This window comes from Burkholderia anthina, from assembly GCF_001547525.1.
Lineage (GTDB): Bacteria > Pseudomonadota > Gammaproteobacteria > Burkholderiales > Burkholderiaceae > Burkholderia > Burkholderia semiarida.
Genome location: NZ_CM003768.1, coordinates 2,632,474 through 2,658,438, shown reverse-complemented (window position 1 = coordinate 2,658,438; position 25,965 = coordinate 2,632,474). Strand labels below are relative to the sequence as shown.

Annotated in this window: 25 protein-coding genes; 12 read left to right on the top strand and 13 right to left on the bottom strand. The window is 68.9% G+C overall.

The genetic code is table 11. From position 1 onward, the window contains the following. Position 1 precedes the first annotated feature (1 nt). From WS64_RS12125 to WS64_RS12095, 7 genes are all read right to left on the bottom strand, one after another. Positions 2 to 919, bottom strand: coding sequence for an ABC transporter permease subunit (locus WS64_RS12125; protein WP_006489141.1), 918 nt, complete (start codon positions 917 to 919; stop codon positions 2 to 4). Between the two features lie 4 nt (positions 920 to 923). Further along, positions 924 to 1,934, bottom strand: a complete 1,011-nt coding sequence (locus WS64_RS12120; protein WP_059583935.1) for an ABC transporter permease subunit — start codon at positions 1,932 to 1,934, stop codon at positions 924 to 926. Between the two features lie 118 nt (positions 1,935 to 2,052). Then, positions 2,053 to 3,681 carry an ABC transporter substrate-binding protein gene (locus WS64_RS12115; RefSeq protein WP_059642489.1) on the bottom strand — a complete coding sequence of 543 codons (1,629 nt, stop codon included), beginning with the start codon at positions 3,679 to 3,681 and terminating at the stop codon, positions 2,053 to 2,055. Positions 3,682 to 4,000: 319 nt separating this feature from the next. Continuing rightward, a complete protein-coding gene (locus WS64_RS12110) occupies positions 4,001 to 5,308 on the bottom strand; it encodes an MFS transporter (RefSeq protein WP_059583938.1) in 1,308 nt (435 codons plus the stop codon). A gap of 190 nt (positions 5,309 to 5,498) precedes the next feature. Beyond that, positions 5,499 to 5,810, bottom strand: coding sequence for a high-potential iron-sulfur protein (locus WS64_RS12105; protein ID WP_021163765.1), 312 nt, complete (start codon positions 5,808 to 5,810; stop codon positions 5,499 to 5,501). Positions 5,811 to 5,967: 157 nt separating this feature from the next. Beyond that, positions 5,968 to 7,077: an NAD(P)/FAD-dependent oxidoreductase gene (locus WS64_RS12100; protein ID WP_060966541.1), complete on the bottom strand. Its 1,110-nt coding sequence runs from the start codon at positions 7,075 to 7,077 to the stop codon at positions 5,968 to 5,970. 163 nt (positions 7,078 to 7,240) lie between these two features. Then, positions 7,241 to 8,221: an AAA family ATPase gene (locus WS64_RS12095; RefSeq protein WP_059584034.1), complete on the bottom strand. Its 981-nt coding sequence runs from the start codon at positions 8,219 to 8,221 to the stop codon at positions 7,241 to 7,243. Positions 8,222 to 8,470: 249 nt separating this feature from the next. Here WS64_RS12095 and WS64_RS12090 point away from each other — a divergent pair, with 249 nt between their 5' ends. The 8 genes from WS64_RS12090 to WS64_RS12055 all read left to right on the top strand — a co-directional run bounded on the left by WS64_RS12090 (position 8,471) and on the right by WS64_RS12055 (position 16,565). Then, positions 8,471 to 9,205, top strand: coding sequence for a nitroreductase (locus WS64_RS12090; RefSeq protein ID WP_060966958.1), 735 nt, complete (start codon positions 8,471 to 8,473; stop codon positions 9,203 to 9,205). 146 nt (positions 9,206 to 9,351) lie between these two features. Further along, the gene (locus tag WS64_RS12085; protein ID WP_059642495.1) at positions 9,352 to 9,840 is read left to right on the top strand and encodes a hypothetical protein; all 489 of its coding nucleotides are present in this window, start codon (positions 9,352 to 9,354) and stop codon (positions 9,838 to 9,840) included. A gap of 5 nt (positions 9,841 to 9,845) precedes the next feature. Then, on the top strand, positions 9,846 to 10,661 hold the full coding sequence (locus WS64_RS12080) for an endonuclease/exonuclease/phosphatase family protein (protein WP_059642498.1): 816 nt from the start codon (positions 9,846 to 9,848) through the stop codon (positions 10,659 to 10,661). Between the two features lie 317 nt (positions 10,662 to 10,978). After that, a complete protein-coding gene (locus WS64_RS12075) occupies positions 10,979 to 11,749 on the top strand; it encodes a ferredoxin--NADP reductase (protein WP_059583944.1) in 771 nt (256 codons plus the stop codon). Between the two features lie 447 nt (positions 11,750 to 12,196). Beyond that, complete coding sequence (gene rqpS / locus WS64_RS12070; RefSeq protein WP_060966540.1) at positions 12,197 to 13,012, top strand: quorum system sensor histidine kinase RqpS; 816 nt, start codon at positions 12,197 to 12,199, stop codon at positions 13,010 to 13,012. Between the two features lie 7 nt (positions 13,013 to 13,019). Then, positions 13,020 to 13,676 carry a response regulator transcription factor RqpR gene (gene rqpR, locus WS64_RS12065; protein WP_059583947.1) on the top strand — a complete coding sequence of 219 codons (657 nt, stop codon included), beginning with the start codon at positions 13,020 to 13,022 and terminating at the stop codon, positions 13,674 to 13,676. A 209-nt stretch (positions 13,677 to 13,885) separates the two neighbouring features. Beyond that, positions 13,886 to 15,292 (top strand): amino acid permease, encoded by a 1,407-nt coding sequence (locus tag WS64_RS12060; RefSeq protein ID WP_059583949.1) that lies wholly within the window; start codon positions 13,886 to 13,888, stop codon positions 15,290 to 15,292. 247 nt (positions 15,293 to 15,539) lie between these two features. Beyond that, positions 15,540 to 16,565 carry an XdhC family protein gene (locus WS64_RS12055; protein ID WP_059642502.1) on the top strand — a complete coding sequence of 342 codons (1,026 nt, stop codon included), beginning with the start codon at positions 15,540 to 15,542 and terminating at the stop codon, positions 16,563 to 16,565. A 61-nt stretch (positions 16,566 to 16,626) separates the two neighbouring features. Here the strand turns inward: WS64_RS12055 and WS64_RS12050 are convergent, their stop codons facing one another. From WS64_RS12050 to fliE, 6 genes are all read right to left on the bottom strand, one after another. Continuing rightward, complete coding sequence (locus WS64_RS12050) at positions 16,627 to 17,361, bottom strand: PepSY-associated TM helix domain-containing protein (protein WP_059583953.1); 735 nt, start codon at positions 17,359 to 17,361, stop codon at positions 16,627 to 16,629. 269 nt (positions 17,362 to 17,630) lie between these two features. Next, a complete protein-coding gene (locus WS64_RS12045; RefSeq protein WP_060966539.1) occupies positions 17,631 to 17,948 on the bottom strand; it encodes an EscU/YscU/HrcU family type III secretion system export apparatus switch protein in 318 nt (105 codons plus the stop codon). Further along, the gene (locus WS64_RS12040) at positions 17,948 to 19,309 is read right to left on the bottom strand and encodes a flagellar hook-length control protein FliK (protein WP_060966538.1); all 1,362 of its coding nucleotides are present in this window, start codon (positions 19,307 to 19,309) and stop codon (positions 17,948 to 17,950) included. Before WS64_RS12040 ends, WS64_RS12045 begins: the two co-directional genes overlap by 1 nt. Before the next feature lie 132 nt (positions 19,310 to 19,441). Next, positions 19,442 to 19,774 (bottom strand): flagellar protein FliT, encoded by a 333-nt coding sequence (locus WS64_RS12035; RefSeq protein WP_059583960.1) that lies wholly within the window; start codon positions 19,772 to 19,774, stop codon positions 19,442 to 19,444. Then, complete coding sequence (fliS, locus tag WS64_RS12030; protein WP_059583963.1) at positions 19,771 to 20,205, bottom strand: flagellar export chaperone FliS; 435 nt, start codon at positions 20,203 to 20,205, stop codon at positions 19,771 to 19,773. Before fliS ends, WS64_RS12035 begins: the two co-directional genes overlap by 4 nt. A gap of 198 nt (positions 20,206 to 20,403) precedes the next feature. Continuing rightward, positions 20,404 to 20,748 carry a flagellar hook-basal body complex protein FliE gene (fliE, locus tag WS64_RS12025; protein WP_059583964.1) on the bottom strand — a complete coding sequence of 115 codons (345 nt, stop codon included), beginning with the start codon at positions 20,746 to 20,748 and terminating at the stop codon, positions 20,404 to 20,406. 248 nt (positions 20,749 to 20,996) lie between these two features. On the opposite strand from fliE, the gene fliF reads away from it, so the two are divergent. The 4 genes from fliF to fliI are packed head-to-tail and all read left to right on the top strand — an operon-like array spanning position 20,997 to position 25,965. After that, on the top strand, positions 20,997 to 22,766 hold the full coding sequence (gene fliF / locus WS64_RS12020; RefSeq protein WP_059583966.1) for a flagellar basal-body MS-ring/collar protein FliF: 1,770 nt from the start codon (positions 20,997 to 20,999) through the stop codon (positions 22,764 to 22,766). Further along, complete coding sequence (gene fliG, locus WS64_RS12015) at positions 22,756 to 23,751, top strand: flagellar motor switch protein FliG (protein ID WP_050014223.1); 996 nt, start codon at positions 22,756 to 22,758, stop codon at positions 23,749 to 23,751. The genes fliF and fliG overlap by 11 nt, the downstream gene beginning before the upstream one ends. After that, positions 23,744 to 24,427, top strand: a complete 684-nt coding sequence (gene fliH, locus WS64_RS12010; protein WP_059583968.1) for a flagellar assembly protein FliH — start codon at positions 23,744 to 23,746, stop codon at positions 24,425 to 24,427. Before fliG ends, fliH begins: the two co-directional genes overlap by 8 nt. Positions 24,428 to 24,459: 32 nt before the next feature. Beyond that, positions 24,460 to 25,965, top strand: a complete 1,506-nt coding sequence (fliI, locus tag WS64_RS12005; protein WP_264160265.1) for a flagellar protein export ATPase FliI — start codon at positions 24,460 to 24,462, stop codon at positions 25,963 to 25,965.

Sequence of the window (25,965 nt, the reverse complement as noted above, 5' to 3'; positions counted from 1 at the left end):
TTCACGCCATCCGTTTCAGTTTGGGATCGAGCGCGTCGCGCAGCCCGTCGCCGAGCAGGTTGATCGCGAGCACCGAAATCAGGATCGACAGGCCGGGCATCGTCACGATCCACCATGCGTTATCGATGTAGTCGCGCGCGGAGGCCAGCATCGCGCCCCACTCGGCGGTCGGCGGCTGCACGCCGAGGCCGAGAAAGCCGAGCGCGGCCGCGTCGAGAATCGCCGACGAGAAGCCGAGCGTCGCCTGCACGATCAGCGGCGCCGTGCAGTTCGGCAGCACCTGCGAGAACATCAGGCGCAGCGTGCCGGCGCCGGCCACGCGCGACGCGGTCACGTATTCCTTCTGCAACTCGCCGAGCGCCGACGCGCGCGTGAGGCGCACGTAGGCCGGCAGCGCGACGATCGCGATCGCGAACATCGTGTTGGTGAGGCCCGGGCCAATGATCGCGACGACCGCGACCGCGAGCAGCAGCGACGGCAGCGCGAGCAGCACGTCCATGATGCGCATCACCGGCGTGTCGGCCCACTTCTGGAAGAACGCGGCGACGAGCCCGAGCACGATGCCGGGAATCAGCGCGAGCACGACCGACACGAAGCCGATCCAGAACGACATCCGCGCGCCGAACATCAGCCGCGAAAGGATGTCGCGGCCCGCTTCGTCGGTGCCGAGGATGAATTGCCAGTTGCCGCCGGCGAGCCACGCGGGCGGAATCTTCACGTAGTCGCGATATTGCTCGACCGGGCTGTGCGGCGCGATCAGCGGCGCGAGCAGCGCGACTGCGATCAGCACGATCACGACGATGCCCGCGCCGACGGCGCCGCGGTTGCGCGAGAAGTTGGCCCAGAACTCGCGCAGCGCGAGCGCACGGCCGCCGGCCGGCGCGGATTCGGTCGGCAGGGTATTTTGCAGATTGCTCATGGAATTACCTCGTGTGGCGGATGCGCGGATTCAGCACGCCGTACAGCAGGTCGACGACCAGGTTCACGACGATCACGAGCGTCGCGATCAGCAGGATGCCGCCCTGGACGACCGGATAGTCGCGGCGGCCGATCGCGTCGATCAGCCACTTGCCGACGCCGGGCCACGAAAAGAGCGTCTCGGTCAGCACGGCGCCAGCAAGCAGCGTGCCGATCTGCAGGCCGATCACGGTGACGACCGGAATCAGCGCATTGCGCAGCGCATGCACGACGACCACGCGCACGGGCGACAGCCCCTTCGCGCGAGCCGTGCGGATGTAGTCCTCGCGCAGCACTTCGAGCATCGACGAGCGCGTCATCCGCGCGATCACCGCGAGCGGGATCGTGCCGAGCACGATCGCGGGCAGGATCAGGTGGCTCACCGCCGACTTGAACGCGCCTTCGTCCGGCGCGAGCAGCGCGTCGATCAGCATGAAGCCGGTCGGGTGCGGGAAATCGTATTCGACCGCGATGCGCCCTGACACCGGAGTCCAGCCGAGAGTCGACGAAAACACCATGATGAGGATCAGCCCCCACCAGAAGATCGGCATCGAATAGCCGGTGAGCGCGGTGCCCATCACGCCGTGATCGATGACCGAGCCGCGCCGCAGCGCGGCGATCACGCCGGCCGGCAGCCCGACCGCGAGGGCAAACACGAGCGCGCACAGCGACAGTTCGACGGTCGCCGGAAAACGCGCGAAGAATTCGCCCGCGACGCTCGTGTTGGTGATGATCGACATGCCGAGGTCGCCGTGCAGCGCCCGGCCGATGTAGTGCAGATACTGCAGCGGCAGCGGCTGGTCGAGCCCGAGGCGTTTCATCGCCTCCGCATGCATCGCGGGATCGACGCCGCGCTCGCCCATCATCACTTCGATGGGGTCGCCCGGTATCAGGTGAATCAGCGCAAACGCCAGGATGGTGATGCCGATGAAGGTCGGGATCACCATCCCCACGCGGCGCAACACGAATCTGAACATGATGCGTCTCGTATTTTCTTGTGGGAAATGTGCGACCGGCGACGAGGGGCTTCTGGCCCCTCGCCGCCGGATGATTTCAAGCCGGTTTTCTCAATGACGACAGCTTACGCCAGCCCCGTTACTTCACGCTGACACCGTCGAAACGCGCATAGCCGAGCGGCTCGATACGCATGTCGACCACGTTCTTGCGCACCGGCTGGTAGACCGTCGAGTTCGCGATCGGCGAGAACGGCAGCTGTTGCGCGAAGATCTGCTGCGCCTGCGTGTAGAGCTTCGTGCGCGCATCCTGGCCCGTCGTCGTGCGGCCCTTCTGGATCAGCTCGTCGAACGGCTTGTAGCACCAGTGCGAGAAGTTGTTTCCCTTGATCGCCTCGCAGCCGAGCAGCGTGCCGAGCCAGTTGTCCGGATCGCCGTTGTCGCCCGTCCAGCCGATCAGCATCGTGTCCTGCTCGCCCGCGTGCGCGCGCTTGATGTACTCGCCCCACTCGTACGTGACGATCTTCGCCTTCACGCCGATCTTCGCCCAGTCGGCCTGGATCATCTCGGCCATCAGGCGGGCGTTCGGGTTGTACGCGCGCTGCACCGGCATCGCCCACAGCGTGATCTCGAAACCGTTCGGGAAGCCGGCCTTCGCGAGCAGCGCCTTCGCCTTCGCGGTGTCGTAGGCGGCCATCTTCAGGTTCTTGTCGTACGACCATTGGGTCGGCGGCATCGGCGCGGTCGCGGCCTGGCCGGCACCCTGGTAGACCGACTCGAGGATCGCCTTCTTGTTGATCGCCATGTCGAGCGCCTGACGCACTTCGAGCTTGTCGACCGGCTTGTGCTCGACGTTGTACGCGAGGTAGCCGAGGTTGAAGCCCGGCTGCGACGGCATGTCGATGCCCGAGTCGGCCTTCAGCGTCGCGATGTCGGCCGGGCGCGGATAGCTCATCACCTGGCATTCGTTGCGCTTGATCTTCTGCACGCGCACGCCCGGATCCGGCGTGATCGAGAAGATCAGCTTCGACAGCTTCACTTCGCCCTTCTTCCAGTAATCAGGATTCCCGTCGAAGCGGATCGTCGCGTCCTTCGTATAGCTGCGGAAGATGAACGGGCCCGTGCCGACCGGCTTCTGGTTGATGTCGGCGGCCTTGCCGGCCTTCATCAGCTGGTCGCCGTATTCGGCCGACAGGATCGACGCGAACTCCATCGCCATGTTCTGGATGAACGGCGCGTTCGGCTCGGCCAGCGTGAACTTCACGGTGTACGGATCGACCTTCTCGATCTTCGTGATCAGCTTGTCGAGGCCCATGTCGGTGAAGTACGGGAACGACACCGGGTACGCCTTGCGGAACGCGTTGTTCGGGTCGAGCATGCGCTGGAACGTGAACAGCACGTCGTCCGCATTGAATTCGCGCGTCGGCTTGAAGAAGTCGGTCGTGTGGAACTTCACGCCATGGCGCAGGTGGAACGTGTACACCTTGCCGTCGGACGAGACGTCCCACTTCTCGGCGAGGCCGGGCTCGACCTTCGTGCCGCCGCGCTCGAATTCGACGAGGCGGTTGTAGACGGTGAACGTGGCGGCGGTGAAATCGACGCCGGTCGTGAATTGCGCGGAATCGAAACCCGCCGGGCTGCCTTCTGAGCAGTAGACGAGCGTTTTGTTCGGGATCTGTGCGAATGCAGAACCCGCGACGCCGAGCGATGCCGCTGCCACGCCTGCCATGGCGGTAACACGCAGGGTGTGCAACAGACGGTTGTATTCCATGTTTCCTCCAGGTCTCCAGATCGGAACCGGTCCCGCCAGGGAGCCGGCGTACGCGGATATTACTTGAGCTAGCGATTCTGCAACAAGCTGGAGAAAAAACTCTTCTAGACGCCCGCCGGGTTTTTGCCGATGTTTAGTGTGGGTAAAAAATGCGACAGCGCGCGTGAGCGGCGATTCCGTTCATTTCGCGCGTGTTTCGTTCGGCGACTAAACAATCCGGACGCGAACACGAAGGTGCGACACGCGATCTTCGTCGTTCGGCCGCTGATCGTTGCGTTTTGCGAAACGATGTAATGACGGCATTCGATCCGTCACGCGCTCACGCCGGCGCATCGAGGTCGGCGCTGCGCGCGGGCACGAACGCGACCGCGACGATCGACAGCGCGATGCCCGCCATCACGTAGTAGGTGGGCGCGAGCGGCGTGCCCGTGACCTTGATCAGCCACGTGACGATGAACTGCCCGAAGCCGCCGAACAGCATCACCGCGACGTTGTACGCGATCGACAGCCCGGTCGAGCGCACGTTGGCCGGGAACAGCTCGGCGATCATCGCGCCGAACGGCCCGTAGTAGCCCGCGAGCGTCACCGACAGCACGGCCTGCACCGCGATCAGCCGCCCGATGCTCGGTGCCGCGTCGAGCCACGCGAACAGCGGATACATCAGCGCGAGCGTCAGCACCAGCGACCACAACGACAGCCCCTTGCGGCCGATGCGGTCCGACCATGCGCCCGCGACCGGCGACAGCACCATCAGCAGCAGGTTGCCCGCGATCACCGCGTAGAACGATTCCGCATAGGGCAGCTTCAGCTGCTTCACCGCGAACGTCGGCAGATAGCTGATCAGCACGTAGATCGTCACGGTGAGCGCGATCACCGAGCCGAGCCCGCACAGCACCTCGCGCGGGTGGCGCGTGAACACTTCGCCGAGCGTCGCGCGGCGCGCGCTTTGCTGCGCATGCAGGAATGCTTCGGAATCCGCGAGATGGCGGCGGATGTAGAAGCCGATCGGGCCGATCACGAGCCCGAGGACGAACGGCACGCGCCAGCCCCAGCTGCGCAGCGCGTCGGGCGACAGCCCGCGCGTGACGGCCGCGCCGACGAGCGCGCCGATCAGCAGCGCGGCCGCCTGGCTCGCCATCTGCCAGCTGCCGTAAAAGCCGCGTTTCGAGAACGGCGCGGCCTCGATCAGCAGCGCCGTCGCGCTGCCGAATTCGCCGCCCGCGGAGAAGCCCTGCAGCAGGCGGCCGAGCACGATCAGGAGCGGGCCGCCGATGCCGATCGCCGCATAGGGCGGCGCGATCGCGAGCAGGAAGATGCCGGCCGTCATCAGCAGGATCACGAGCGACAGCGCGGCCTTGCGGCCCGCGCGGTCCGCGTACAGGCCGAACACGATGCCGCCGATCGGGCGCATGAAGAATGCGACGCCGAACGTCGCGGTGGTGAGCAGCAGCGACGAGTATTCGCTGGAGGTAGGGAAGAACAGCTCGGCGATCACGACCGTCATGAAGCCGAACACCGTGAAGTCGTACCACTCGAGCGCATTGCCGATCACGGCCGCCACGACGGCACGCCGGTTCAGCGCGCGCTCGGGCCGGGTCGTTTTCGTTGAATTCGCAATCGTCGCCATGCGTGCCTCGTCCTCGTGGATTCGCCGTATCGGGCGGTTCGGCGCGCGGGGTGCCGCGGCGCGCTGGTGTGCAGCGAGTGTAGAAAGCGACGGAACCGTTTTCAAGCATTAAAAAAACGCCCGCCATCGAACGACGGCGGGCGTTTGTGGTTTTCGCCGCATTGCGGCATCGCACGATGCCGCACGGGCCTCAACCCATCTTCGAGAAGGCGCTGCACCAGCCCTTCGCCGACACCTGCTTGCCGGGGAACGCGCCGCACGGGCCCGAAGCCGAGCCCTTCTTGCCCTGGTACAGCATGCAGGCCGCGCAATCCTGGCCCGCGGCGTATTTCGGGTACTTCGTCTTGTCGACCTTCGTGGCATCGGCCTTGTAGCCGAGCGCCACCGCGGTCGGATCGGTTTCCGACAGCATCGGCGCATCGGCCAGTGCTTCGCGCGACAGCGCCAGCGCGGACACGGCACCAATGCTCGTAATCAGGAAACTCCGACGGGATGTTTTCATGGGGGACTCGCTCCAACGTTATCGGTTTGAAAGCCGTTCTGGCGACGGCGTCCAACAGAATAACGCTCAAGCGAATAAATGTGCGCGCCGAAATGCCGGAGATAAGGGATTTCACACGCGCTTCACGCGGCCGGCCCGCGCGGCGGCGGGCCATGCGTCACGCCCGCGACACCATGTCGCCCACGCGCTGCGCGAGCGCGAGCGACGCGGTCAGCCCCGGCGACTCGATGCCGAACAGGTTCACGAGCCCGCGCACGCCGTGCTGCGCGGCGCCCTGCACGATGAAGTCGGCCGCCGGCTCGCCGGGCCCCGCGAGCTTCGGCCGGATGCCCGCGTACGCGGGCTGCAGCGCATCGTCGGGCAGGCCCGGCCAGAACGCGCGGATCGACGCATAGAACGCCCCCGCGCGCGCCGGATCGACTTCGTAGCGCAGCGAATCGCACCACTCGACGTCCGGGCCGAAGCGCGCCTGCCCGCCGAGATCGAACGTCAGGTGCACGCCGAGCCCCGCGCGCTCGGGCATCGGGTAGATCAGGTGCGAGAACGGCGCACGGCCCGACAGGCTGAAATAATTGCCGCGCGCGAGATAGAGCGGCGGCACCCAGCGCGGATCGAGGCCGCGCGTGCGGCGCGCGAGCGCCTGCGCGCCGAGCCCCGCGCTGTTGATCACGCACGCGGCGTCGATCTCGGCCGGCGCGGCGCCGCCGGTGCGCACGACGAAGCGCCCGCCGCGCAGCACGTCGATCGATTCGACCGGCGCGTGCAGCGCGCATACGGCGCCGTCGCGTTCCGCGTCGCCCAGCAGCGCGAGCATCAGTTGATGGCTGTCGACGATGCCGGTCGACGGCGAGAACAGCGCCTCGACGCATTCGAGCGCGGGCTCGAGCGTCTGCGCCTCGGCGCGCGTGAGCGGCAACAGGTCGAGCACGCCGTTTTCGGCCGCGCGCGCGGCGATCGCCTTCAACTGCTTCACCTGCGCGGCGCTCGTCGCGACGAGCAGCTTGCCGGTGCGCCGGTGCGGCACATGATGCGTGTCGCAGAACTCGTACAGCAGGTCGCGCCCATGCACGCACGACGTCGCCTTCAGCGACCCGCGCGGATAGTAGAGCCCCGCGTGAATCACCTCGCTGTTGCGCGAACTCGTGCCCGTGCCGATCGCGTCGGCCGCCTCGAGCACGATCGTTTCACGCCCGCGCGCGGCCAGTTCGCGTGCAATCGCCAGACCGACGACACCCGCGCCGATCACGACACAATCCGTCTGCTCCATGGCTTTTCGCGCTGCTCGCGCGTCGAAGGGAGAGAGGACGATTGTACGTCCCGGTTCGCCCGCTTGCCGAACGCCCGCGCGTCGCGACGAGGCGGCCGACGATACGGGCGCGCGCGCCACGAACGCCACGCGCGCACGCCGCGGCCGTGCGCGCGTGGCCGCGTCAGAAGCCGATCGGCCGGCGCTTCGCCGCGCCTTCGTCGGCGCGGATGTCCGCCGGCCCGATCGCATCGCGGCCGTCGAGCCGCGCCGCGCCGAACGCATGCAGCAGCGCGCGGCGCATCGTGCGCGGCGGCGTCGCGGCCAGCACGTCGAGCGCATCGTCGCCGAGCGTCTCCGGGAAGCGCCGCCCCCACGCATGCGACGTGCGGATCTCGTCGTAGATCGTCTGCGCGATCCGGCGCGCGCCGGCCGCATCGGGCGGCGCGATCTCGTACACGTTCATCCGGTTGAGCAGCGGCTCCGGAATCGCCTGCGCGTCGTTCGCGGTCGCGATCCAGATCACGTTGCCCGCGTTGATCGGCACTTCCGCGAATTCGTCGACGAACGCGCGCGCGGTGTCGTGCTCGAGCAACGCGTACAGCGCGCCGAGCGGATCGTATTGCGCATCGCTGCCGGCCTTGTCGATCTCGTCGACGGCGATCACCGGGTTCGCGTAGCTGCCGTTCACGAGCGCATCGAACACCTTGCCGGGCTTCGCGTTCTTCCATTGCGACGACGCGCCCGACAGGATCCAGCCGGCCGTCAGCGAACTCATCGGCACGTAGTGATACGCGGTGCCGAGCAGTTGCGCGAGCGCCTTCGCGAAATGCGTCTTGCCGATCCCGGGCGGCCCGAGCAGCAGGATCGGCATCAGTTCGAGCCGGTCGTCCGTTTCGAGGCACAGCGCGATCTGCTTGCGCACGTCGTCGAGCGGCTCGCCGAAATTCGGCAACGCCTCGCCGAGCGCGTCGAACGACGGCATCCGGTTCGGCTTCACGCAGAAGCGCAGATTCCCCGTCTTGAGCATCTTCTCGTAGGTCGAGCGCAGTGCGTCGCTCGCGCTCTCGTTCAGGTCGCCCAGCGCCGTCTCGACCTGCTCGAGGTCGTACACCGTGCTGAAGGACGCCACCGCCAGTTCATGTTTCACCATCGCCGTCGTCATACTCACCTCGCTGCACTTGCCGTCATACACGCATCAGACCCTTACGATTTCAGTGTAGCGATCCCGCATCGCCGCGCAAGCAAGCAGCCGGGCGCGTCTGCTGCTAACAGCGTGCGCGCGCTGCACGGCCGCGCGCCGCGGCGTATCATCGAAAATTCACGACGCTCGCGCGGGGCTCGCCGATCGCGGCCACGCGCCGCGCGCATGCCGCTCCGCACCTCGCCTGACACCTCGCCCGAAGGGTTGCCGATGTCCGTCCCCGCTTCCCCGCGCGTCGACGCCGACGCGCTCCGTTGCGTCGATGCGGTCGATGCCGTCGACGCCGCGCTCAAGTCGCGCCGCGCGGTCCGCGCGTTCCTGCCGACGCCCGTGCCGCGCGACACGATCGAGGCGATCCTCGAAGCCGCGAGCCGCGCGCCGTCGGGCACCAACATCCAGCCGTGGCGCGTGTACGTCGCCACGGGCGCGACGCGCGACGCGCTCGCGGCCGCGCTCACCGCGGCCTACGACGATCCCGCGCGCGACGAGAAATACGTCGCCGAATACGACTACTACCCGCGCGAATGGGTGTCGCCGTATCTCGACCGGCGCCGCAAGGTCGGCTGGGATCTGTACGGGCTGTTGAACATCCGCCGCGACGAGAAGGCGCGCATGCACGCGCAGCACGCGCGCAATTTCCGTTTCTTCGACGCGCCGGTCGCGCTGTTCTTCACGCTCGAGCGCATCATGGCGCTGGGCGCGTGGCTCGACTGCGGGATGTTCCTGCAGGGCGTGATGACGGCCGCGCGCGCCCGCGGCCTCGACACCTGCCCGCAGGCCGCGTTCGTGCCGTTTCACCGGATCGTCGCCGAACATCTCGGCATTCCCGCCAACGAGCAGTTCGTCTGCGGCATGGCGCTCGGCCATGCGGACCCCGACGCGATCGAGAACCGCCTCGTCACCGAGCGCGCGAGCGTCGCCGAGTTCACGCGCTTTTTCGCTTGAAAACGCATGACGCGGCCTCACCTGTCGGGCAGGACCGCATCGTGCTGCGAACCTGCCGCGGCACGTCCTGTCACATCACGGCCGAAATCGATCGGGCGTAAGATGTGCGTCCGTTCCCCGCTATCGCGCGTTTCCGGAGACGTTTCATGCTGAAACACGGCCTGGCCGTCCTGCTTGCGAGCATCGTGCTCGCCGCCCATGCGCAGAGCCCCGCGCCGGCCGTCGTCGCATGGGAGATCCAGGTGGTGCGCGACGGTCAGACGATCGACACGTTCCAGCAAAACACCACCGTGGGTCAGTCCCGCACCGATACCCATCGCTATCCGTCCTCCGTGCCGGTGGGCTGCGGCAATGCCGCGCGCGTCGTGCCGACCGAGCGCTCGCGCTCGGTGACGGTCGCCCCGCTCGCCGTCGACGCCAGCGCGCACACCGTGTCGCTCGGGCTCGACGTGCAGGAAACGCTCGACGACGACAATGCGACGCACGGCGATTCGTGCGTGCCCGCGGCGCCGCGGCAGATCGTCGCGAGCCACCCCGGCCTGGCGGTCGGGGGCGACGCGTGGACCGACTGGACGCTCGTCGAGCAGCATCCGCATCTCGTGTACCGCGTGCGTGCGCACGTCGCGAAGGATTGAGCGTCATGTCCGCCGACGCCCTGTCCCTGCCGTTCGCCGAGCCGCACGCCGCGCCCGACGAAATCACCGCCGTGAGCTGGAACCTGCACAAGGGCCGCTCGCCGCTCGGCTTCACCGCGTGGAACGCGATGCGCGACTGGATGCAGTCGATGCACGCCGACGTGTATTTTCTGCAGGAAGCGATGGCGCGCCGCATGCCGCGCCCGATGCTCGCACCGGGCTTCGGCTCGCCGATGGACGACGCGGTCGACGACGTGTGGCATTGCCAGGCCACCGAGATCGCGCAGGCGCTCGACTGGCAGATCGCGCTCGGGCCGAACGTGTTCAAGCCGTCGTGGCGGCACGGCAACGCGATCCTGTCGCCGCATCCGCTCGACCTCGGCGGCCGCTGGGACATCTCCGCGCACCGCTTCGAGCGGCGCGGGCTGCTGGTCGCGCGCGCGACGCTCGCGGGCGCGCGCCCGGTCACGCTGCTGTGCGCGCACCTCGCGCTCACGCGCGCCGCGCGGCTGCGCCAGATGCACTGGATCGCGCACTGGATCGTGCGCAACGCGGGCGACGGCCCGTTGATGCTCGCCGGCGACTTCAACGACTGGCGCAACGATTCGGTCGCGCTGTTCGGCGAGATCGGGCTGTCCGAGGTCGCGACGCTGCTCGGTGAATCGGGCCGCACGTTCCCCGCGTTCTCGCCGGCGCTCGCGCTCGACAAGATGTTCGTGCGCGGCCTGACGCCGCTCGAATGGCGCGCGCCGTCCGGCGAAGCCGCCTGGCTGTCGGACCACCTGCCGTACATCGCGCGGTTGCGCCTCGATCCGCAGTAACGCGCCGGCGGCCGCGCGCTCCCGTCAAGGCGCCGCCCGAACGTGTCGGCCTCGGCGCGAAACGCATGGTCGAGCGCGGCCGATCACCGAAAGCCCGTTGAAAGGATGCGTTGCGCCAAATCCGCGCGGCCGCGCGGGTCAAGCCCGCATCTGCCCCAAGCAGGGTAAAATAACGAGTTCCTCAAACGTCTGTCATCGAGAAGGCGCGTGTCCGACGCGCCGGCCGGCCGATCCGCGATCGGGCCGACGCACTCGGTTTTTTTGCCCGTTTTTGGGCCCGTTACACGCGTCCGCTACGCGCGTCCGTTTTCAAAGCCATGAGCAAATACGACACCGCCACCGTCCAATCCGTCCATCACTGGACCGACACGCTTTTCAGTTTCACCTGCACCCGCGAGCCGAGCCTGCGCTTCAACAACGGCGAATTCACGATGGTCGGCCTCGAAGTCGACGGCAAGCCGCTCGCGCGCGCCTACTCGATCGTCAGCCCGAACTACGAAGAGCATCTCGAATTCTTCAGCATCAAGGTGCAGAACGGCCCGCTGACGTCGCGCCTGCAGCACCTGAAGGTGGGTGACACGGTGCTGATCGGCAAGAAGCCGACGGGCACGCTGGTCGCCGACAACCTGCTGCCGGGCAAGACGCTGTGGATGCTGTCGACGGGCACGGGCCTCGCGCCGTTCATGTCGATCATCCGCGATCCGGACATCTACGACCGCTTCGACAAGGTGATCCTGACCCACACGTGCCGCCTGAAGGGCGAGCTCGCGTACATGGACTACATCAAGCACGACCTGCCGGGCCACGAGTACCTGGGCGACATCATCAAGGAAAAGCTCGTCTACTACCCGACGGTCACGCGCGAAGCGTTCGACAACGAAGGCCGAATCACCGACCTGATCGCGACGGGCAAGCTGTTCACGGATCTCGGCGTGCCGGCGTTCTCGCCGGAAAACGACCGCGTGATGCTGTGCGGCAGCACCGCGATGCTGAAGGACACGACCGAGCTGCTGAAGCAGGCCGGCCTCGTCGAAGGCAAGAACAGCGCGCCGGGCCACTACGTGATCGAGCGCGCGTTCGTGGATTGACCGATCCCTCAGGGCCGTTCCCGCCAATAACGGGAACGGGCCCTCATTGCGCGTCATCAAGAACCGGAGCAAAAGCTCCGGTTTTTTTTCGTCCCCACTTGGCGAATTCGTAACAAACTGGGACCATTCCATCTCAAATAGTTACATTTGGATACGTCATCGCCCGGTGGTCGGATGTCAGTGTTTTTCCTACAACACCTTCATTCCGATTATTCACATTTACCCTTAAATGTCCGCCCGACATGACGTTTTCGGAAGTTTTGAGATATTATTCGGCGCGCGTGGTTGCCGTTCGGAAGAGCATGGAAGGGTCGGATGCACGTGTTACAAGGTGTAACTTTTGTTACTTCGGCATGGAGCGATTCTCTGGCGGCGACCGTCATCGAAACGGCAGCCAGCGCACGCAGCCAGCCGGTGTCTGAACCGCTTTCTGAGAGCAGGAGAGTCATGGATACGTCGCTTAACGCGCCCTCGGGCGCCCACGCCCCGTTCCCGTCACGGCAGCGCATGCCTGGCTGCGCTGCTACTCCGCCCATGGCCGACGCCGCGTCGACACGCGACGCGTCCGCCGCACGGATCGCCGCCCTTTCCGCCCAGCTTCTGGCCGCCGACGAAGCGGCCCGCCGCCATCTGGCCGGCGAGCTGCACGACGGGCTCGGCGCCGAACTGACCGCCGCCCGCTTCGCACTCGCAAACGTTCAAACGTGGCTGCCGGCCGATGCGCCGGAAGGCTGCCTGCGCGCGCTGGCGCTGGCGCAGCAGGCGCTCGACGCCGCGACCGACGCGAATCGCCGGCTCATCGACGAACGCGACACGCCGGCGCTGGACGCAGGCGTGGTCGGCGCGCTGTCGTCGTGGATCGACACCCATGCGGCGCGCACGGGCCTGCGCACGAGCTTCGTGTGCGCGGCCGACGCGCGCCTGACGCAGATCGCCGGCGCCGGTGCGCTCGCGGTGTTCCGCGTCGCGCAGGAAGCGCTGTCGAACGTCGCGAAGCACGCCCGCGCGACGTCGGTCGACGTCCGGATCGTCACCGACGGCACCCATCTGTCGCTGAGTGTCACCGACGATGGGACCGGTTTCGCCCGGCGCCGCCGCAACGGCTACGGCCTCGCCGGCATGCGCGCGCGCTGCGAGGCGTTCGGCGGCAGCTTCGAGACGGCCACGCCGGCAACCGGCCGCGGCACGCGCGTCATCGCGCGCTTCGCGTGGGATTCGCTGCTCGCGGTGCCCGTCGCGGCACGTCGCACGTCGCTTTCGTGAGGCCGCGATGAGCCTGAACATCCTGCTCGTGGACGATCACGCGATCGTCCGGCAAGGGATCCGCCAGTTGCTGATCGACCGCGGCGTCGCGCGCGACGTGACCGAGGCCGAGAACGGCGGCGATGCGATGGCCGCCGTCGACAAGCAGGAATTCGACGTGATCCTGCTCGACATCTCGCTGCCCGACACGAACGGCATCGAGCTGCTCAAGCGCCTGAAGCGCAAGCTGTCGCGCACGCCGGTGCTGATGTTCTCGATGTACCGCGAGGACCAGTACGCGGTGCGCGCGCTGAAGGCAGGCGCGTCCGGCTACCTGTCGAAGACGGTGAACGCCGCGCAAATGATCGGCGCGATCCAGCAGGTCGCGGCCGGCCGCAAGTACGTGAGCCCGGCGATGGCCGAGGCGCTCGCCGAATACGTGTCGTTCGAGAACGAGCCGCTGCCGCACGAGAAGCTGTCCGACCGCGAATACCAGACGCTCTGCATGCTCGCGTCGGGCAAGCGGCTCACCGATATCGCGAACACGCTGTCGCTGTCGGTGAAGACGGTGAGCGTGTACCGGTCGCGGCTGCTCGAGAAGATGCGGCTGTCGAACAACGCGGAACTCACGTTCTACGTGATGAGCAACCAGCTCGTCGACATGGCGCCCACGGCCGGCGCCTGATCCCCCGGCCAGTTCGAATTCGTCCGATCCGGCGGCGCGGCGCATGCCGCGCCTTGGCGCGCACGTGGCGCACGCAAGCGCTTGTTTTCTCGGCCGATTCCGCGGCGCGCCGCTGCACCGCAGCAGGGCTTGCACGCCAAATCGGCTAAAATTACGGGTTTTCACTCAATCGGCGCGCCGTGCCCGCGCGTGCCGGCGATTCCTCCGCAATGTCTCTCTTCCGCAAGAAAAACGTCGATCGCATGATCGCCGGCGCGCAAGCCGCCGGGCTCAAGAAAGCGCTCGGCGCGATCGACCTCACCTTCCTCGGCATCGGCGCGATCATCGGCACCGGCATCTTCGTGCTGACGGGCACCGGCGCCGTCCAGGCCGGCCCCGCGCTGATGCTGTCGTTCGTGATCGCCGCGATCGCGTGCGGCCTGGCCGCGCTGTCGTACGCGGAGTTCGCGTCGACGATCCCCGTCGCCGGCTCGATCTACACGTATTCGTACGCGACGCTCGGCGAGCTGGTGGCGTGGATCATCGGCTGGGATCTGATGCTCGAGTACGGCCTCGCGTCGTCGGCCGTGTCGGTCGGCTGGTCGGGCTATCTGCAGTCGCTGCTGCAGGGCTTCGGGCTCACGCTGCCGGCCGTGCTGACGGCCGCGCCGGGCGCGGTGCCGGGCGTCACCACGTGGTTCAACCTGCCCGCGTTCCTCGTGATGATCGTGATCACGACGCTGCTGTCGATCGGCATCCGCGAATCGACCCGCATCAACAACATCATGGTGTTCATCAAGGTGTCGGTCGTGCTGCTCGTGATCGCGGTCGGCCTGTTCCACGTAACGCCCGCGAACTGGCAGCCGTTCATGCCGCACGGCTGGAACGGCGTGTTCGGCGCGGCGGCCGTGATGTTCTTCGCGTTCATCGGCTTCGACGCGGTGTCGTCGGCGGCCGAGGAAGTGAAGAACCCGAAGCGCGACCTGCCGATCGGCATCATCGCGTCGCTCGCGGTGTGCGCGGTGCTGTACGTGACGGTCGCCGCGGTCGCGACCGGCATCGTGCCGTCGGCCGAGTACGCGAACATCTCGCACCCGATCTCGTATGCGCTGCAGGTCGCCGGCGAGAAGTGGGTCGCGGGCTTCATCGATCTCGGCGCGGTGCTCGGCATGCTGACCGTGATCCTCGTGATGAGCTACGGCCAGACGCGCGTGATCTTCGCGATGTCGCGCGACGGGCTGCTGCCGGCCACGCTGTCGCGCGTGCATCCGCGTTTTGCGACGCCGTTCCTGACCACCTGGCTGGTCGGCCTGTTCTTCGGGCTGATCGCCGCGCTCGTGCCGCTCAACGTGCTCGCCGAGCTGATCAACATCGGCACGCTCGCGGCGTTCTCGATGGTGTCGATCGCCGTGCTCGTGCTGCGCCGCACGCACCCCGAGCTGCCGCGCGCGTTCCGTTGCCCGGGCGTACCCGTGGTGCCGATTCTCGCGGTCGCGTCGTGCCTGTTCCTGATGCTGAACCTGCAGGCCGTCACGTGGGCCGCGTTCGCCATCTGGCTCGTGATCGGCCTCGTGATCTACTTCCTGTACTCGCGGCACCACTCGAAGCTCGCGCACGGCCACCCCGACGCGCACTGAGCGCCGTCATGGCGCGATGACGCGATGACGCCTCCCGCGCGGGGCCGCTACCGGCCCCGCACGCCCCCTTCTGTCCCGCCCCCTCGGCGCCCGCGCGATCACTGTCCGATCGTCGCGAAATCTTGCCCGATCCTCCGGATTTGCCCGCGCGAGCCGCACGCCGCCTGCACGCGCGCGCCGGGCGGTTCATAATCCCGCCATCGAACGACGGCGCCGCGCGGCGGGCCGTCCGGCAACAGGAAAAACGATGGAAAGCGTCGATCTCGATGTACTGAAATCCAGCGCGCGCTGGCTCGAAGAAGGGCGGCGCGTGCTGCTCGTGACGGTCGTGAAGACGTGGGGCTCGTCGCCGCGCCCCGAAGGCGCGATGCTCGCGGTGCGCGAGGACGGCCTCGTGGTCGGCTCCGTGTCCGGCGGATGCATCGAGGACGACCTGATCGCCCGCGTGCATGCGAGCGGTATCGCGGCCGATGCGCGCCCGGAAGCGCTCAAGTACGGCGTGACCGCCGAGGAAGCGCACCGCTTCGGGCTGCCGTGCGGCGGCACGATCCAGCTGGTGCTCGAACCGCTCACGCGCGACAGCGGGATCGCCGCGCTGTGCGCGCAGATCGAGGCCGGCCACCTCGTCACGCGCACGATGACGCTCGCGACCGGCCGCGCGTCGCTGTCGCCCGCGCAGGCGACCGACGGGCTCGCGTTCGACGGCGAACGGCTCGTGACGATCCACGGGCCGCGCTACCGGATGCTCGTGATCGGCGCCGGCCAGTTGTCGCGCTATCTGTGCCAGATCGCGGTCGGGCTCGACTACCAGGTGACGGTGTGCGATCCGCGCGACGAATACACGGATGCGTGGGACGTGCCGGGCACGCGCGTCGTGCACTCGATGCCCGACGACACGGTGCTCGACATGAAGCTCGATGCGCGTTCGGCCGTGATCGCGCTCACGCACGACCCGAAGCTCGACGATCTCGCGCTGATGGAGGCGCTGAAGACGCCCGCGTTCTACGTGGGCGCGCTCGGCTCGCGGCGCAACAACGCGGCGCGGCGCGAGCGGCTGCGCGAATTCGACCTGAGCGAAGCGGAACTGGCCCGGCTGCACGGGCCGGCCGGCATCTACATCGGCAGCCGGACGCCGCCGGAAATCGCGATCTCGATCCTGGCCGAGATCACCGCCGCGAAGAACAACGTGTCGCTGCCGACGATCCTGCAGGTCGAAGGCGCGAAGGCCGCGCGCGAAATCGCGGCGAACGGCGGCGCGGCCTGCGGCCTCTGACCCGCGGCGGCGGGCGGCCGTGCTCGCGTCGGGCGCCGGCGCCGGCCGGCGCGACCGCCGATCAGGTCAGGCCGGCGGCCAGCGCGGCGGCAACCGAACCGACCACCAGCACGACGCCGACCGTGCGGCGCTTGTTCAGTTCGGTCCACAGCAGCACGCCCGTCAGCGACAGCAGGATCAACGAACCTGCGATCGTATCCATCAGCAGCACCCAGCCGAGGTTCATCCCGACGCCGCGATGCAGGTTGTTCAGCGTCGTCAGGAACGTGTTGCCCGTGCGTTTCACCGACACGTAGCCGTTGCCGACCCAGTACTCGGCCTGCAGGTTCTGGTGCGGCCCGAACACGCCGAATTGCCAGTGCTCGGGCTGCATCACGCGCTTGTCGCCCCACGCGACGGCCTGCGCCGGCTCCTTGCGCATGCGGCCGGGCTTGCCGTCGAAATGCAGCTCCTGCTGCAGCCACTTCGTCATCGCGGCGGGCGTCTTCGGCACCGGATCCGGCAGCGCGATCTGCATCTCCTCGACCTGCGGCTCGCCGGTCGGAATCTTCAGCGGCGGCGCGCGATGGTTCAGCACCACGCCGGTCACGCCGAACAGCAGCCCGAGCACCGCGCCCCACAGCCCGACCCAGCCGTGCACCTTGCGCAGCCACTTGATGAAGGTCGCGCGGCGCGAGCGCTGGCGGCGCGCGGCCAGTTCGTCGTCGCTCAGCGGGCGGCCCGCCGGGTGCAGCATGGTGACGCCGGCGCGCGGCATGCCCGTCTTGGGCGGGTCGATCGTTTCGGGCGCGTTCACGCGAAAGGTTCCATTCGTTCAAAACAACGGGCGGCGCGCAGGAAGTGCGCACCGCCCGGGCAGCATGAAAATGAGAATGGATATCATTACATAAATCAAAAGCCGGCTCAATCGGTGCGCGTGCGGAACGGCGGGTTCCATGCGCGCCGGAACGCGAAAGAAAGGCGTCCGTTGCAGCACGAAGCCAATCGATCGACGCACGATGCCGGCGAAATGATCCCGCCGACCACCAGCGGCATGTCGCAAGAAGCCGCGCGACGGCAGGCCGTTCAGCGCAACGGCGGCAGCGGGAAACGCGGCGCGGCGGCGTCCGGCGCGGGCTCGGTGCGATCGAGCGCGTACAGCCACGCGAGCAGATCGGCGACCGCCTGATAGAGCTGCGGCGGGATCCGGTCGTCGAGATCGACCTGCATCAGCAGCGACACCATCTCCGGCGCCGTATGCACGTAGAGCCCCGCGTCGCGCGCGCGCGCGACGATCATCTCGGCGAGCACGCCGTAGCCCTTCGCGACCACCCGAGGCGCCGCGTCGCCGCCCTTCGGGTCGTAGACGAGCGCGGCCGCGCGCTTGCGGGACGTCATGCTCATCACAGCGCCTCGTCGTCGTCGCCCGGCACCCGCACGTCGGCCGCGCCGCGCGCGTACGCGGCGGCGGCGGCCTGGGCGGCAAAGAGGTCGAAGCCGTCCGGCCCGTCGTCGACCGCGCGAATCGACAGCCCGCCCACCTTGAGCCCCGAACCCTCGAGCCGCTGCCGCAGCGCGGCTTCGTTGCGCGTGAGGCGGTCGGCGCCCGTCTGGTTCGCGCGCAGCCGCGCGACGAGCTGCGCGCCGTTCAGCACCAGCTCGGCGTCCACCGTGCCGAGCGACGGCAGCGTCAGCGTCAGGCGCGTGCGCCACGCGATGCCGTCGCCCGTGTCGTCGTCACCGCCGCCGCGCGGTGCACGGTGGCCCGCCTCGTCTGGTTCGATCGTCCAGTCGAGCCGCGCGCCGGGCCACGCCTCGCCGGTCCAGCGAAACTGGTCGGTCGCGAGCGCATCGAGCTGCTGCCGAACGAGCGGCACGGCGGCCGGGTGCACGGGCGCGAGCGGCTGCGCCTGCGGGTCGGACGACGCGGCGGCCAGCCCGGCACGCGCGGGCGTCCAGCGGGTATCGGCGTGCGCGGCCAGCGGATCGGCGGCGTCGGGCGGCGACGATGCGCCCGGCCGGGCGGCCGCCGGCGCGGCCTGGGCGGGGTCGCGCGCAGGCGCGCCGCCCTGGGCCGGCGGTTGCGCGGTGGCCCGCGCGGCGGCCGGCAGCGGCGGGCGCGGTGCGAGCAATTCGTCGAGCACGTCGGCCGGCTCGCGCGGGACGGCTTCCGGGTCGGCCGGCGCGGGCGCGGGCGCGGGCGCGAGCGCGGTCGCGAGGCGCGCCTGCGGCTCGCGCATCAGTGCCGCCAGCGGCCGCTGGCCGGCCAGCCATTGCGCGAGATGGGATTCGTAGAAGAGGCCGCTTTCGCTCACGGCCTGCGCCAACGCCGCCCGCAACGCCGCGATCGGCGGCGGCGCGGCCGCATCGCGCGCCGCTGCCGCGGACGACGCTTCAGCGGAAGCCGGCGTGGAAGACGCAGCGGGACCGGACGCAGCCGGCGCGCGCACCGGCACGGGCGTCCCGGTGAGCAGCACGGTGGGATCGGCGAGCAGCGGCAGCCGGCCGACGATCGCCGGCGTCGCGTCGCCGCCCGAGCGCGAGATCGCGTCGAGCACGCGCCCGACGTCGGACAGCGCGGTCTGCGTGGAAGCGGGCGGCGCGGCGCTCGGGCTGCCGGCCGGCGGCGAGGACGACGCGCCGGCGCCCGGCGTGCCGACCTGCGAGGCCGCGCCGCCGCCCGCCGGCGCCGATACGGTGCCGGTCAGCAGGCTGTCGAGGCGGCTCGCCAGCAGCGCGGCCGCAACGGAGTCGATACCGGTCATGATCGGAGCCTGCCTATATCAGCCACATCGTTGCGAATCGGGACGCGGCACGCCGGTGTCGCCCGCGGGAACGGCACGCGCCGCGTGCGGCGCCGGGCCCGGGCGCCCCGCACCCGCCTCCGGACCACGGCCCTACCCGCGCGCGCGGTACAGATCGGTCAATACCTGGGTCGAGCGCCGCGCCTCGAACAGCGCGGACAGCCGCGCGACGTCGGGGCTCGCGAGATCGCGGATCGCGGCGTCGTCGGCCAGGATGCGACGGATCAGGTCGAGCTTGCGGCCGAGATCCGACTCGTCGAGCGCGACGCCCGGATCGGCCTCCTTCAACCCGTCGACGAGTTGCATGAATTCGGCCTGCAACTCCGGCAACGCGCTCCAGTCGGCGTCGCGCGCGGCGCACAGCATCCGGCCCGACACGGCGGCGAGCGCCTCGTAACGCGCGAAGTATTCGGCCTTGTGATTCATCGTGATGCTTCCGCTACCTGTTGCGCGGCCATCCGCGCGACTTCCGGGGCGATGCCCGTCCATGCTTCCTCGAGCGTCGCGAGCAGGCGGTCGACCTCGACCAGCATCGCGTCGCTCGCCTGCGTGTTCGCTTCGAGCAGGCGCCGGCCGATATACGCATACAGCGCATCGAGCCGGTCGGCGATCTGGCCGCCCGCGTCGCGGTTCAGCGACGCCTGCAGGCCGCTCTCGACGATCCGGATCGCCTTGCCGATCGCCTCGCCGCGCCCGGACACGTTGTCCTGCTGCAAATGCATGCGCGCCAGCGCGATCGCCTGCCGTGCGCCCTGGTACAGCATCGCGATCAGCCGGTGCGGGGAGGCGCCCATCACCCCCGTCTCGACGCCGACACGCGCGTACGCATTGGCTCCAGCGTGTCCTGGGGAAAACATGCGCTTCTCCTTGTTATTTGCGTGGGCTAGTCGGGAGCCGCGGCCGTGCGTTGCACGGGACGGCCTTCACCGGAGTTATCGGAAGGGATTTGAAAAGCTTTAGGTGCGTGGAGGCCGCCGTCGGGCAAGCGATGCCGGCCCGCCCGCCTCACTCGGCAAGCCCCGAGCCGTCGCCGGACGGCCGTCCCCGGATGCCCGTCACACCGCCATCTGCATGATGTCGTTGTAAGCGCTCACCAACTTGTTGCGGACCTGGAGCCCGAACTGGAAGCCGATATTGGCCTTCTGCATGTCGACCATCACGTCGTTCAGCGAGATGTTCGGCGCGCCGACCTCGAACGCCTTCGCCTCGCCGAGCGCGTGCTGCTGGTCGCCGCTGATCTTGTCGAGCGATGCCTTCATCGCGCTCGCGAACGTGCCGGCCGTCGCCGCGCCCGCGCCGGCCAGCGCCGCCGTCGGGCTCGCGACGCCGCCGGACGCCTGCGCGGCCATCGACTGCATCTGTTGCAACACCGAACCGATTCCGCTGACGTTCGCAGTCATGCTGTCCCCAGACATAGAGAAGAGACCCGGACACACCGGGCGACCCGCCGGCGCCGCACCACGCGCACCATGCCGGATCGCGACAAAGGATAGCAGCGCGGTGCGCGTCAAAGCCGCGAAAGTACGGGGGAAACCCCGCTCTTTTCGGTCGATCGGAGTGCGCCGCGGGTCCCGATAATCGCATCGTGTCATTGTCCGCCCGCTCGTCCGAGCGAGCTCAGTCGTCCCGCTCCGGAGAAACTCGACGCATGGATTCGCAGGCCAACTCGCTGATCAACCCAGACGCCCGCGCGGGCCTCAGCCCGGTGCCCGGCGCCGCCGCGGCCGCCGCGTTGCCGGGCGCGGGCGGCGCAGGCGCAGGCGCGGACTTCGGGCTTGGCGGCTTCGCGGAACGCATTCCCGGCATCTCGCGGATGAAGGGCAACCCGAAGCTGCCGTTCGTGATCGCCGTCGCGTTCGCGATCGCCGCGATCACCGCGCTCGTGCTGTGGAGCCGGGCGCCCGACTACCGCGTGCTGTACAGCAACCTGTCGGACCGCGACGGCGGCGCGATCATCGCCGCGCTCCAGCAGGCAAACGTTCCCTACAAGTTCGCCGATGCCGGCGGCGCGATCCTCGTGCCGTCGAGCCAGGTGCACGAAACGCGCCTGAAACTCGCCGCGATGGGGCTGCCGAAAGGCGGCTCGGTCGGCTTCGAGCTGATGGACAACCAGAAATTCGGCATCAGCCAGTTCGCCGAGCAGATCAACTACCAGCGCGCGCTCGAAGGCGAGCTGCAGCGCACCATCGAATCGATCAATGCCGTGCGCGGCGCGCGCGTGCATCTCGCGATTCCGAAGCCGTCGGTGTTCGTGCGCGACAAGGAAGCGCCGAGCGCGTCGGTGTTCGTCGACCTCTACCCGGGCCGCGTGCTCGACGAGGGCCAGGTGCAGGCGATCACGCGGATGGTGTCGTCCGGCGTGCCCGACATGCCGGCCAAGAACGTGACGATCGTCGACCAGGACGGCAACCTGCTGACCCAGACCGCGTCCGCTTCCGGCCTCGACGCGAGCCAGCTCAAGTACGTGCAGCAGGTCGAGCACAACACGCAGAAGCGCATCGACGCGATCCTCGCGCCGATCTTCGGCGCCGGCAACGCACGCTCGCAGGTCAGCGCGGATCTCGATTTCTCGAAGATCGAGCAGACCTCGGAAAGCTACGGCCCGAACGGCACGCCGCAGCAGGCCGCGATCCGCAGCCAGCAGACCAGCAGCGCGACCGAACTCGCGCAGGGCGGCGCGTCGGGCGTGCCGGGCGCGCTGTCGAACACGCCGCCGCAGCCGGCCTCCGCGCCGATCGTCGCCGGCAACGGCCAGAACGCGCCGCAGACCACGCCGGTCAGCGACCGCAAGGACCAGACGACCAACTACGAGCTCGACAAGACGATCCGCCATACCGAACAGCCGATGGGCAGCGTGAAGCGGCTGTCGGTGGCGGTCGTCGTCAACTACCAGCCGGTGGCCGACGCGAAGGGCCACGTGACGATGCAGCCGCTGCCGCCCGCGAAGCTCGCGCAGGTCGAACAGCTCGTGAAGGACGCGATGGGTTACGACGCGAAGCGCGGCGACTCGGTGAACGTCGTGAACAGCGCGTTCTCGACCGTGAGCGACCCGTACGCCGACCTGCCGTGGTGGCGCCAGCCCGACGTGATCGCGATGGCGAAGGAAGCCGCGAAGTGGCTCGGCATCGCGGCGGCCGCGGCGGCGCTCTACTTCATGTTCGTGCGCCCGGCGATGCGCCGCGCGTTCCCGCCGCCCGAGCCGGCCGCGCCGGCGCTCGCGGCGCCGGAGGACACGGTCGCGCTCGACGGCCTGCCCGCGCCGGAGAAGGCGGCGGAGGAAGCCGATCCGCTGCTGCTCGGCTTCGAAAACGAGAAGAACCGCTACGAACGCAACCTCGACTACGCGCGCACGATCGCCCGCCAGGATCCGAAGATCGTCGCCACCGTCGTGAAGAACTGGGTGTCCGATGAACGCTGAAGGCTTGACCAAGAGCGCGCTGCTGCTGATGTCGATCGGCGAGGAAGAGGCCGCGCAGGTATTCAAGTTCCTCGCGCCGCGCGAGGTTCAGAAGATCGGCGTGGCGATGGCCGCGCTGAAGAACGTCACGCGCGAGCAGGTCGAGGACGTGCTGCAGGAGTTCGTGAAGGAAGCCGAGCAGCACACCGCGCTGTCGCTCGATTCGAACGAGTACATCCGCTCGGTGCTGACGAAGGCGCTCGGCGAGGACAAGGCCGGCGTGCTGATCGACCGCATCCTGCAGGGCAGCGACACGAGCGGCATCGAGGGCCTCAAATGGATGGATTCGGCCGCGGTGGCCGAACTGATCAAGAACGAGCATCCGCAGATCATCGCGACGATCCTCGTGCACCTCGACCGCGACCAGGCGTCGGAAATCGCGTCGTGCTTCACCGAACGGCTGCGTAACGACGTGCTGCTGCGGATCGCGACGCTCGACGGCATCCAGCCGGCCGCGCTGCGCGAGCTCGACGACGTGCTCACCGGCCTGCTGTCCGGCAGCGACAACCTGAAGCGCAGCCCGATGGGCGGCATCCGCACCGCGGCCGAGATCCTGAACTTCATGACGAGCGTGCACGAGGAAGGCGTGCTCGAAAGCGTGCGCCAGTACGACGCCGATCTCGCGCAGAAGATCATCGACCAGATGTTCGTGTTCGAGAACCTGCTCGACCTCGAGGATCGCGCGATCCAGATGATCCTCAAGGAAGTCGAGTCCGAAACGCTGATCATCGCGCTCAAGGGCGCGCCGCCCGCGCTGCGCCAGAAGTTCCTCGCGAACATGTCGCAGCGCGCGGCCGAACTGCTCGCCGAGGATCTCGACGCGCGCGGCCCGGTACGCGTGTCCGACGTCGAGACGCAGCAGCGCCGCATCCTGCAGATCGTGCGCAACCTCGCCGAGAGCGGCGCGATCGCGATCGGCGGCAAGGCGGAAGACGCCTATGTCTGATTCAGCGAGCGATCGCGTGGGCACCCTTACCGCGTACCAGCGGTGGGAGATGGCGTCGTTCGACCCGCCGCCGCCCCCGCCGCCGCCCGACGACGCGGCGGCCGCTGCGGCCGCGCTCGCCGAGGAGTTGCAGCGCGTGCGCGACGCCGCGCACGCCGAAGGCCATGCGGCCGGCCACGTCGAAGGCCAGGCGCGCGGCTACCAGGCCGGTTTCGAACAGGGCCGCGAACAGGGTTTCGAGGCCGGCCAGGCCGAAGCGCGCGAACAGGCCGCGCAACTGGCGGCGCTCGCCGCGTCGTTTCGCGAAGCCGTCTCGGCCGTCGAACACGATCTCGCGTCCGACCTCGCGCAGCTTGCCCTCGACATCGCGCAGCAGGTCGTGCGCCAGCACGTGAAGCACGACCCGGCCGCGCTGGTCGCCGCCGTGCGCGACGTGCTCGCGGCCGAACCGGCGCTCGCCGGCGCGCCGCATCTCGCGGTGAATCCGGCCGACCTGCCCGTCGTCGAGGCGTATCTGCAGGACGACCTCGACACGCTCGGCTGGAACGTGCGCACCGACGCGTCGATCGAGCGCGGCGGCTGCCGCGCGCACGCCGCGACCGGCGAGGTCGACGCGACGCTGCCCACGCGCTGGCAGCGCGTCGCCGCCGCGATCGGCAAGGTGAGCACGTGGTGACGCGCTCGCCCGACGCGCTCGCGCACGACGGCATGACGCCGCTCGAACGCGAGCTCGCGCTTGCGTCGTTCGGGCCGGCTGCCCCGCACGATCCCGCATTCGACGCCTCGCCGCACGCGGCATCCGAGGCCGCCGGCGCCGCCCCGCGCGCGCCGCACAATCCGCACCTCGCGCACTGGCGCACGCACCTGAACGGGCTCGCCGCGCGCAGCCACCGCGCGCTGCCGCTGCGGCCGTGCGGCCGCCTCACGCGCGCGGCCGGCCTCGTGCTCGAGGCGATCGGGCTGCGCCTGTCGGTCGGCGCCGAATGCACGATCGAACTGCCGCCCGGCAGCACGCTGCCGCACGCGCAAGCCGAAGTCGTCGGCTTCGCCGGCGACCGCCTGTTCCTGATGCCGACCACCGACGTCGCGGGCGTGCTGCCCGGCGCACGCGTGTGGCCGCTCGAGGCCGCGCCCGTCGCCGATCCGCTCGCGGGCGCGAAGCGGCTGCCGGTCGGCTGGGAAATGCTCGGGCGCGTCGTCGACGCATCGGGCCGCCCGCTCGACGGCCTCGGCCCGCTCGCGTCGAAAGTCGATGCGCCGCTGTCGGCGCCGTCGATCAACCCGCTCGATCGCGAGCCGATCCACCATGTGCTCGACGTCGGCGTGCGCGCGATCAACGCGCTGCTCACCGTCGGCCGCGGCCAGCGGATGGGCCTCTTCGCCGGCTCCGGCGTCGGCAAGTCGGTGCTGCTCGGCACGATGGCGCGCTACACGAGCGCGGAAGTGATCGTGATCGGGCTGATCGGCGAACGCGGCCGCGAAGTGAAGGAATTCATCGAACAGATCCTCGGCGAGGACGGGCTCGCGCGCTCGGTCGTCGTCGCCGCGCCGGCCGACGTGTCGCCGCTGCTGCGGATGCAGGGCGCCGCGTACGCGACGTCGCTCGCCGAGTACTTCCGCGACCAGGGCAAGCACGTGCTGCTGCTGATGGATTCGCTGACGCGCTACGCGATGGCGCAGCGCGAGATCGCGCTGGCGATCGGCGAGCCGCCCGCGACGAAGGGCTATCCGCCGTCGGTGTTCGCGAAGCTGCCCGCGCTCGTCGAGCGCACCGGCAACGGGCCCGAAGGCGGAGGCTCGATCACCGCGTTCTACACGGTGCTGACCGAAGGCGACGACCAGCAGGACCCGATCGCCGATTCGGCGCGCGCGATCCTCGACGGTCACATCGTGCTGTCGCGCGCGCTCGCCGAGGCCGGCCACTATCCGGCAATCGACATCGAGGCGTCGATCAGCCGCGCGATGACCGCACTGATCGACGAAACGCATCTCGACCACGTGCGGCAGTTCAAGCAGATGCTGTCGCGCTACCAGCGCAATCGCGACCTGATCGCGGTCGGCGCCTACGCACCCGGCCGCGACGCGCAGCTCGACCGCGCGATCGCGCTTTACCCGCGCATCGAGGCCTTCCTGCAGCAGGGCTTTCGCGAATGCGCGCCGTTCGCATCGAGCCTCACCGCGCTCGATGCGCTGTTCGACGCTTACGGAGGCTGA

Excerpts from the sequence above, each read along its gene's own strand:
- WS64_RS12125 (WP_006489141.1), bottom strand. The coding sequence starts at position 919 with ATGAGCAATCTGCAAAATACCCTGCCGACCGAATCCGCGCCGGCCGGC.
- WS64_RS12120 (WP_059583935.1), bottom strand. The coding sequence starts at position 1,934 with ATGTTCAGATTCGTGTTGCGCCGCGTGGGGATGGTGATCCCGACCTTC.
- WS64_RS12115 (WP_059642489.1), bottom strand. The coding sequence starts at position 3,681 with ATGGAATACAACCGTCTGTTGCACACCCTGCGTGTTACCGCCATGGCA.
- WS64_RS12110 (WP_059583938.1), bottom strand. The coding sequence starts at position 5,308 with ATGGCGACGATTGCGAATTCAACGAAAACGACCCGGCCCGAGCGCGCG.
- WS64_RS12105 (WP_021163765.1), bottom strand. The coding sequence starts at position 5,810 with ATGAAAACATCCCGTCGGAGTTTCCTGATTACGAGCATTGGTGCCGTG.
- WS64_RS12100 (WP_060966541.1), bottom strand. The coding sequence starts at position 7,077 with ATGGAGCAGACGGATTGTGTCGTGATCGGCGCGGGTGTCGTCGGTCTG.
- WS64_RS12095 (WP_059584034.1), bottom strand. The coding sequence starts at position 8,221 with ATGACGACGGCGATGGTGAAACATGAACTGGCGGTGGCGTCCTTCAGC.
- WS64_RS12090 (WP_060966958.1), top strand. The coding sequence starts at position 8,471 with ATGTCCGTCCCCGCTTCCCCGCGCGTCGACGCCGACGCGCTCCGTTGC.
- WS64_RS12085 (WP_059642495.1), top strand. The coding sequence starts at position 9,352 with ATGCTGAAACACGGCCTGGCCGTCCTGCTTGCGAGCATCGTGCTCGCC.
- WS64_RS12080 (WP_059642498.1), top strand. The coding sequence starts at position 9,846 with ATGTCCGCCGACGCCCTGTCCCTGCCGTTCGCCGAGCCGCACGCCGCG.
- WS64_RS12075 (WP_059583944.1), top strand. The coding sequence starts at position 10,979 with ATGAGCAAATACGACACCGCCACCGTCCAATCCGTCCATCACTGGACC.
- rqpS (WP_060966540.1), top strand. The coding sequence starts at position 12,197 with ATGGATACGTCGCTTAACGCGCCCTCGGGCGCCCACGCCCCGTTCCCG.
- rqpR (WP_059583947.1), top strand. The coding sequence starts at position 13,020 with ATGAGCCTGAACATCCTGCTCGTGGACGATCACGCGATCGTCCGGCAA.
- WS64_RS12060 (WP_059583949.1), top strand. The coding sequence starts at position 13,886 with ATGTCTCTCTTCCGCAAGAAAAACGTCGATCGCATGATCGCCGGCGCG.
- WS64_RS12055 (WP_059642502.1), top strand. The coding sequence starts at position 15,540 with ATGGAAAGCGTCGATCTCGATGTACTGAAATCCAGCGCGCGCTGGCTC.
- WS64_RS12045 (WP_060966539.1), bottom strand. The coding sequence starts at position 17,948 with ATGAGCATGACGTCCCGCAAGCGCGCGGCCGCGCTCGTCTACGACCCG.
- WS64_RS12040 (WP_060966538.1), bottom strand. The coding sequence starts at position 19,309 with ATGACCGGTATCGACTCCGTTGCGGCCGCGCTGCTGGCGAGCCGCCTC.
- WS64_RS12035 (WP_059583960.1), bottom strand. The coding sequence starts at position 19,774 with ATGAATCACAAGGCCGAATACTTCGCGCGTTACGAGGCGCTCGCCGCC.
- fliS (WP_059583963.1), bottom strand. The coding sequence starts at position 20,205 with ATGTTTTCCCCAGGACACGCTGGAGCCAATGCGTACGCGCGTGTCGGC.
- fliE (WP_059583964.1), bottom strand. The coding sequence starts at position 20,748 with ATGACTGCGAACGTCAGCGGAATCGGTTCGGTGTTGCAACAGATGCAG.
- fliF (WP_059583966.1), top strand. The coding sequence starts at position 20,997 with ATGGATTCGCAGGCCAACTCGCTGATCAACCCAGACGCCCGCGCGGGC.
- fliG (WP_050014223.1), top strand. The coding sequence starts at position 22,756 with ATGAACGCTGAAGGCTTGACCAAGAGCGCGCTGCTGCTGATGTCGATC.
- fliH (WP_059583968.1), top strand. The coding sequence starts at position 23,744 with ATGTCTGATTCAGCGAGCGATCGCGTGGGCACCCTTACCGCGTACCAG.
- fliI (WP_264160265.1), top strand. The coding sequence starts at position 24,460 with ATGACGCCGCTCGAACGCGAGCTCGCGCTTGCGTCGTTCGGGCCGGCT.